The sequence below is a fragment of the Pseudomonas sp. 22490 genome, from assembly GCF_052044465.1.
Classification (GTDB): domain Bacteria; phylum Pseudomonadota; class Gammaproteobacteria; order Pseudomonadales; family Pseudomonadaceae; genus Pseudomonas; species Pseudomonas aeruginosa.
Genome location: NZ_JBQENS010000067.1, coordinates 1 through 8,453, shown reverse-complemented (window position 1 = coordinate 8,453; position 8,453 = coordinate 1). Strand labels below are relative to the sequence as shown.

Sequence of the window (8,453 nt, the reverse complement as noted above, 5' to 3'; positions counted from 1 at the left end):
GGCCTGCTGTCCAGCCAGAAGGGTATCGACGTCTCCCTGGCCGGTGCGTTCGATAACCAGGCCGGCAGCCTGGACAGCCGGGGCTTCCTGACGGTGAAGTCAGCCTGGCTCGACAACCAGGGCGGTACGCTATCCAGCGCAGGGGCATTGGCAGTGACCAGCCAGGGCGCCCTGAACAATCAGGGCGGCAGACTGGCGAGCGACGCCGGACTTAGCTTGAGCAGCGCCAGCCTCGACAACAGCCAGACCGGTGCGATCAGTGGCAAGGGGGCCGTGGAAATTCGTACCGGCAACCTGAACAACAGCCGGAAAGCCAGTATCGGCAGCGATGCGGGACTCACCCTGGTCGCCGCTCGGGTAGACAACAGCCAGGCGGGCCGGATCGCTGCCAAGGGTGCGATCGATGCGGATCTCCAAGGGTTGGACCAGCATGACAGGGGCAATCTGGTCAGCGATACCGGCATTACGCTCGATCTGAACAAGGGAAGCCTGGTCAATCGCGCTCAAGGCCTGATCGCCACGCCTGGCACTTTGCTCCTGCGCCAACTCGGCGTGGTGGACAACAGCGGTGGGGAAATCTCCAGCGACCGCGCGTTCACTCTTGCCACCTCCGCGTTGAACAACCAGGGGGGACGCCTGCTCAGCGGCGGAGCCCTGACCTTGCGTATTGCGCAGGCCCTGGACAACAGCCTCGAGGGGATTGTCTCCGGTGCCGGAGGTCTGGATATCCAGGCATTCGTCCTGGACAACCGTAGTGGCTCCATCGGCAGCAAGGGCGCCATCGATATCGGTGTGACCCGCCTGGAAAACGACGCTGGCACGCTGATCGCCGAACGCGGCCTGAAGCTGGCGGCCGATGAGGCGAACAACTCCAAGGGGCGTATCGTCGCCAAGGATGAACTGCGTGCCAAACTCGGTGCGCTGGTGCAGAACGGGGGTGAGCTGACGACTCAGGGCGCGCTGGCCCTCGACGCCGACAAAGTCGACAACGGCGCTGGTCGCATCGCCGGCAACCGAGGTGTGGTCATCGATGCCCGGCAGGTGGACAACCGTGCCGGCGAGATTGCCAGCCAGGGCGTGGCGACGCTGAATCTCACTGAGCAACTGGACAACCGTGGCGGCAAAGTCGTTGCTGACAGTGGTCTGGGCATCACCGCGCCACGCGTGCTCAACCAGGACAAGGGAGTAATCGCCAGCCGCGATGGGCTGCGCCTGAGTGGTACCGAATTGTTCAATGGCAATGCCGGACTGCTCAGCAGTCAGAGACATATAGAGGTCACTCTGGACGGCGTGCTGGACAATCAGGGCAAGGGCGCGCTGCTCAGCGACGGTACCCTGACGGTGAGCGCCGGGCGCATACACAACCAGGACGCCACTCTGTCCAGCGCCGGTGCGCTGAGACTGAGCAGCCAGGAGGCGGTGGACAACCGTGGCGGCAAGTTGGTGACGGACTCCAGCCTGCGCCTGACCAGCGCCAGCCTGGACAACAGCCGATCAGGGATCATCAGTGCCAACGCTGCGGCGGAGATCCATACCGGGGTTCTGAACAACAGCCAGAAAGGCAATCTTGGCAGCAATGACGGGCTCGGCCTGATTGCTACTGAGGTGGATAACAGCCAGGAAGGTCGGATCACTGCCAAAGGCATGATCGACGCAAATATCAAGGGACTCGATCAGCAGGGCAAAGGGCGGCTGGTCAGTAATGCCGGCATCATACTCGACCTGAACGAGGGAACCCTGGCCAATGGCGCTCAGGGCCTGATCGCCACGCCTGGAACCTTGCTCCTGCGCCAACTCGGCATGGTGGACAACAGCGGCGGGGAAATTTCCAGCGACCGAGCCTTCACACTCACCACCTCCGCGCTGACCAACCAGGGTGGCCGCCTGCGCAGCGGCGGTGTACTGACGTTGCGCATCGCCCAGGCTCTGGACAACAGCCTCGAAGGTGTTCTCTCCGGCACCGGAGGCCTGGATATCCGGGCGCTTGCCCTGGACAACCGCAGTGGCTCCATCGGCAGCAAGGGCGCCGTCGATATCGACGTGTCCCGTTTGGAAAACGATGACGGCGACCTGCTTAGCGAAGGTCGTCTGAAACTGACTGCCGAGCGAGCGAACAGTGTCAGGGGACGGATCGCGGCCAGGGGTGACCTGCACGCCAGCGTGACAGCCTTTAACCAGGCGGGTGGCGAATTGAGCAGCGAGGGTGCGCTGATGCTCGAGGCCGATAGCCTCGACAACCGCAGCGGCGGTCTGGTCAGTGCTGATGGCAACATGACCGTTTCCGCCCGGAGGATCGACAACCGTGCGGGCGAAATCGCCAGCCCGGGCCAGGTGACACTGGACGTCGCCGAGCAGTTGGACAACCGAGGCGGCAAGGCCATCGGCGATAGCGGACTTCGCCTCGTCGCGCCACGGGTACTCAACCAGGACGGCGGGGTACTCGCCAGTCGTGATGGGCTGCGCCTGAATGGCGCCGAACTGTTCAATGGCAACGGCGGCCTGCTCAGCAGCCAGCATAGCATCGACGTCATTCTGGACGGCGTATTGGGCAATCAGGCGGGCAGCTTGAGCAGCCAGGGACGCCTGAGCGTGAAGAGCGGTCGGCTGGACAACCAGGGCGGTGCAGTCTCCAGCGCCGGGACCCTGTCGCTTTCCAGCCAGGGTGCGTTGAACAACCAGGGGGGCAGGGTGGTCACCGACGCCGGTGCCGTCCTGCGCAGCGCCAGCCTCGACAACAGCCAGGGCGGCATCGTCAGCGCCAAGGGGGCCGCGGAGATCCGTACTGGCAGCCTCAACAATAGCCAGAAGGGCGGCATAGGCAGCGGTGCCGGGCTCGCGCTGGTCGCGGACCTGGTGGACAACAGCCAGAACGGCCGGATCACTGCCAAGGGTGCGATCGATGCCAACCTGAAGGGGCTGGATCAGCAGGGCAGCGGCAGGCTGGTCAGCGATACGGCCATCGCGCTCGATCTGCGCGGGGGAGAACTGGTCAACCGTGCTCAGGGCCTGATCGCCACGCCTGGAGCCTTGCTGCTGCGGCAACTGGGTGTCGTGGACAACAGTGGCGGTGGCGAGATCTCCAGCGATCGAAGCTTTACCCTCGCCGCGACCGCGCTGAGCAACCGGGGTGGCCGCGTGATCAGCGGCGACTCCCTGACCCTGCGCATCGCCCAGGCACTGGACAACAGCCTCCAAGGCGTTCTTTCCGCAAGCGGAGGGCTGGATGTCGCTGCACTCGTCTTCGACAACCATAGCGGCATCGTTGGTAGCAAGGGCGATACACGCATCGGGGTGAACCGCCTGGAGAACGAGGCAGGCCGCGTGGTCAGCGAAGGCGCCCTGGATCTGACCGCCAAGCAGGTGAGCAGCGCCAAGGGGCGCATTGCCGCGAAGGGCGATCTGCAGGTCACGGTTGGCACCCTCGAGCAGCAGGGTGGAGAACTGGCCAGTCAGGGGACGCTGACTCTCGACGCCGATAGCCTGGATAACCGCAATGGCGGCCTGGTGAGCGCCGATGGCGGGGTCACCGCCGAGGCACGCCAGATCGATAACCGCGGTGGGGAAATATCCAGCGTGGCCAAGGTGGCTCTGGCTGTCCGGGAACAACTGGACAACCGGGGGGGCAAGGTGATCGGCGACAGTGAGCTGAGCCTAACCGTGCAGCGCCTGCTGAACCAGGCCAAGGGTGTGCTCGCCAGTCGCGATGGATTGCACCTGGACGGCGCGGAACTGCTCAATGGCGATGGCGGCCTGCTCAGCAGCCAACGCCTGGTGGATGTAACGCTCAGTGGTGCATTGGACAACCAGGGGAGCGGTGCACTGGTCAGCGAAGGGTCGCTGACAGTGAAGGCCGACCAGGTCAATAACCAGGCGGGGACTTTCTCCAGTGCGGGTAGCCTGCTCGTTACCAGCCGGGGCGAGTTGAACAACCAGGGTGGCAGGTTGGTGACCGATGCTGGAGCCACCCTGAACAGCACTGGCTTCGACAACAGCCGTGCGGGCCTGGTCAGTGCGAAAGGGGCTGTGGCCATTCGTACCGGAGCCCTGAACAACAGTCAGAAGGGATCCATTGGCGGCAATGCGGGCGTCACCCTGGTCGCCGGGTTGGTCGACAACGGCCGGGAAGGACGGATCAGCACCAAGGGTACGCTCGACGCCAACCTGAAAGGGTTGCTTCAGCAGGGGGGAGGCTCGCTGGTCGGCGAGCGCGGTGTCACCCTCGACCTCAACGGTGGCACCCTGGACAACCACGACCTCGGTCTGGTTTCAACGCCTGGCGCGCTCCTGCTGCGCCAACTCGGCATGGTGGACAACAGCGTCGGCGGAGAGATATCCAGCGACCGTGCTTTCACCCTCGCCGCCAACACACTGAACAATCAGGGCGGGCGGCTGATCAGCAGCGAAGCTTTGACCCTGCGCATCGCCAAGACACTGGACAACAGTCTCAAGGGGCAGGTCCTGGCGACCGACGGACTGGCCATCGAGTCTCAGGTCTTGGACAACCGTGCGGGAACCATCGGCAGCAAGGGTGATGCCCGTATCAGCGTGACCAGCCTGGACAACGCCGAACAAGGCAGCCTGGTGAGTGAAGGCCGCCTGGAGCTTGTAGCCGACCAGGTGAGCAACGGCAACCAAGGCCGTATCGCCGCCAGAGGCGTGCTGGAGGCGGCGGTCGGTACGCTGCTCCAGCAAGGCGGCGAGCTGGTCAGCCAGGGGAGCCTGGACCTTCGCGCCGACATGCTCGACAACAGCCAGTCCGGGCTGATCGCCGCGAATGGCGGCATCGCTATCGAGGCGCGGCAGGTCGACAACCGCGCCGGCGAGATTTCCAGCACCTCGAAGGTCGCCGTGAACGCCCGCGAGCAACTGGACAACCGCGGCGGCAAGGTCATCGGCGACAGCGGCCTGCGCCTCACCGTGCAGCGCCTGCTGAACCAGGCCAAGGGGGTGCTGGCCGGGCGCGACGGCCTGAGCCTGGACGGCGGCGAACTGTTCAACGGCGACGGCGGTCGGCTCGACAGCCAGAACGGCCTGAGCGTGAGCCTCGGCGGCGTGCTGGACAACCAGGGCGGCGCGCTGGTCAGCGAAGGCAGCCTGACGGCGCGCGCCGCGCGCCTGGACAACCGTGGCGGGACCTTCTCCAGCGCCGGTGCGCTGGCGCTGACCAGCCAGGCCGCGCTGGACAACCAGGGCGGCAGGCTGCTCAGCGATGCCGGTGTGACGCTGAAGGGCGCCAGCCTCGACAACAGCCGTTCCGGTGTGATCAGCGCCAAGGGCGCGGTGGATATCCGCACCGGCGTGCTGGACAACAGCCGCAACGGCGGCATCGGCAGCAACGCCGGCATCACCCTGGTGGCCGCCCGGCTGGACAACGGCCAGCAGGGCCGGATCAGCGCCAAGGGCCTGCTCGACGCCAACCTGAAAGGCCTCGACCAGCGCGGAGGCGGCGTCCTGGTCAGCGAAACCGGCGTCACCCTCGACCTCAATGGCGGCACGCTGGTCAACCGCGACGGCGGCCTGATCGCCACGCCCGGCGCGCTGCTGCTGCGCCAGCTCGGCGCGGTGGACAACGGCGCCGGCGGGGAAATCTCCAGCGACCGCGCCTTCACCCTCGCCGCCGCCAGCCTGGACAACCGCGGCGGGCGCCTGATCGGCGCCGACAGCCTGACCCTGCGCATCGCCCAGGCCCTGGACAACAGCCTGGCCGGGGTGATCTCCGGCGCCGCCGGCCTGGACATCGCGGCCGCTCGCCTGGACAACAGCGCCAAGGGCACCCTGGCCAGTCGCGCCGGCATCGACCTGCGCGTCGACGGCGCGCTGGACAACCACGCCGAAGGCACCGTCTCCGGCGCCCGCCTGACGCTCGCCAGCGCCTCGCTGGACAACAGCGGCAAGGGCCTGCTCTCCGGCAACGCCGGCCTGAGCGTCGCCACTGGCGCGCTGGACAACGCCGAGGGTGGCCAGTTGATCAGTCAGGGCGTCCTGGACGTCAGCAGCGCCGACCTCGACAACCGTGGCGGCGCCCTCAGTGGCAAGCAGTCGCTGCGCCTGAGCGCCGCCAACCTGGACAACCGTGGCGGCCTGCTCACCAGCGACGGCGAACTGGAACTGACGGCAGGGCGCGTCGACTCCGCCGACGGCGGCGAAATCTCCGCCCGGGGCGACCTGCGCCTGACGGTCGAGCGCCTGGTGCAACGCCAGGGCCGGCTGATCGGCGAGCGCGGCGTCAGTCTCGACCTGCGGGGCGGCGACCTGGACAACCAGGGCGGCCTGATCAGTGCCCGCGGCCCGCTGAGCATCGAGCGGCTGAACGTCCTCGACAACCGCCAGGGCGGCGAGATTTCCAGCCAGCAGGGCTTCGAGCTGCTGGCCAGGCGCATCGACAACGGCCAGCAGGGGCGCATCATCAGCGCCGGGAAACTGCGCCTGGACGCCGACGCGCTGGGCAACGCCGGCGCCGGCCTGCTCTCCGGATGGCAGGGCCTGACGGTGACAGGCGGGAGCCTGGACAACAGCGCCGGCGGCACCCTTTCGAGCAAGGACGGCGAGCTGGCCGTCAGCCTCGGCGGCGCGCTGGACAACCACGGCCAGGGCGCCCTGGTCAGCAAGGGCGCGCAACGGATCGACGCCGCCAGCCTGGATAACGCCCAGGGCATCGTCTCCGGCGAAAGCGACGTGACCCTGAGCATCGCCGGGAAGCTGGACAACGGCCAGGGCGGCCTGGTCTCGGCGCAGCGCGCGCTGAGCTTCGAGCGCGACGATACGCTGCTGAACAACGCCGGCGGCCGGATCAACGGCGGCAGCCTGCTGCTCAAGGGCGCCAGCCTGGATAACAGCGACGGCCAGTTGATCAGCCAGGGCCGGCTCGACGCCATCCTCGGCGGCGCCCTGGTCAACACCGGCGCGGCGCGCCTGGCCAGCGGCGGCGACCTGCTGCTGCGCAGCGCCAGCGTCGACAACCGCGGCGGCAAGCTGGTCAGCCAGGGGCTGCTGGAGATCAGCGCCGGCAGCCTCGACAACAGCGCCTCCGGCACCCTCGCCAGCCAGGCCGGCATGAGCCTGCGCCTGGGCGGCGGCGCCCTGCGCAACCAGCAGGACGGCCTGATCTTCAGCCAGGCCGGCGCCCTCGAGGTGCAGGCCGGCAGCCTGGACAACCGCCAGGGCACGCTCCAGGCCCAGGGCGACAACCAGCTGCGTATCGGTGGCGCGCTGGACAACCAGGGCGGCCGCCTGGACAGCCGGGCCGGTAACCTAGACCTGCAGAGCGGCAGCCTCGACAACGGCGCCGGCGGCGTGCTCAACAGCGCCAAGGGTTGGCTGAAGCTGGTCACCGGGCTGTTCGACAACAGCGCCGGCGTCACCCAGGCGCAGTCGCTGGAAATCCGCGCCGGGCAAGGCGTGCGCAACCAGCAGGGCCATGTCTCGGCGCTGGGCGGCGACAACCGCATCGTCACCGTCGACTTCGACAACCAGGGTGGCGGCCTCTACGCCAGCGGCCTGCTCAGCCTCGACGGCCAGCGCTTCCTCAACCAGGGCGCGGCGGCGGGCCAGGGCGGCAAGGTCGGCGCCGGGCGCATCGACTTCAGCCTGGCCGGCGCGCTGGCCAACCGCTTCGGCCAGTTGGAAAGCGAGAGCGAGCTGCACCTGCGCGCCGCCGCGATCGACAACAGCGGCGGCAGCCTGCGCGCCCTCGGCCGCAGCGGCAGCACGCGGCTGGTCGCTGGCGGCCTGAACAACGCCTACGGCGTGCTGGAAAGCGCCAACCAGGACCTCGACCTGCAACTGGGCAGCCTGGCCAACGCCGGCGGGCGCATCCTCCATACCGGCAACGGCACCTTCGGCCTGGATTCCGGGCAGGTGATCCGCGCCGGCGGCGAACTGACCACCAATGGCCTGCTGGACATCCGCGCCAGCGAATGGACCAACAGCAGCGTGCTGCAAGCCGGACGCCTGAACCTGGACATCGGCACCTTCCGCCAGACGGCCGAGGGCAAGCTGCTGGCGGTGCAGTCCTTCACTGGCCGCGGCGGCGACTGGAGCAACGACGGCCTGCTGGCCAGCGACGGCAGCTTGCGCCTCGAGCTGAGCGGCGGCTACCGTGGCAACGGCCGCGCCACCAGCCTCGGCGACTTCGCCCTGAACGCCGCCAGCCTCGACCTCGGCAATGCCGCCAGCCTCGCCGGCGGCGCCAATGTCACGCTCGGCGCCGGCAACCTGCTGGTCAACCGTGGGCGGATCACCGCCGCCGGCGACCTCGTGGCCAGCGCCGCGAGCCTGAACAACTACGGCACCCTGGGCGGCGGCGGCAACCTGCGATTGAACGCGCCCGCCCTGCTCAACGAGCGCGGGTTGCTGTTCAGTGGCGCCGACATGACCCTGCGCGCCGGCGACATCACCAACCTCTACGGGGATGTGTACAGCCTCGGCAGGCTGGATATCGCCCGCGACGATGC

1 pseudogene is annotated in these 8,453 nt (G+C 67.8%); it reads left to right on the top strand.

The window, feature by feature from the left end:
* Positions 1-8,453: pseudogene (tpsA1, locus tag ACTJJX_RS34440) on the top strand (two-partner secretion system exoprotein TpsA1); the annotation flags it as partial.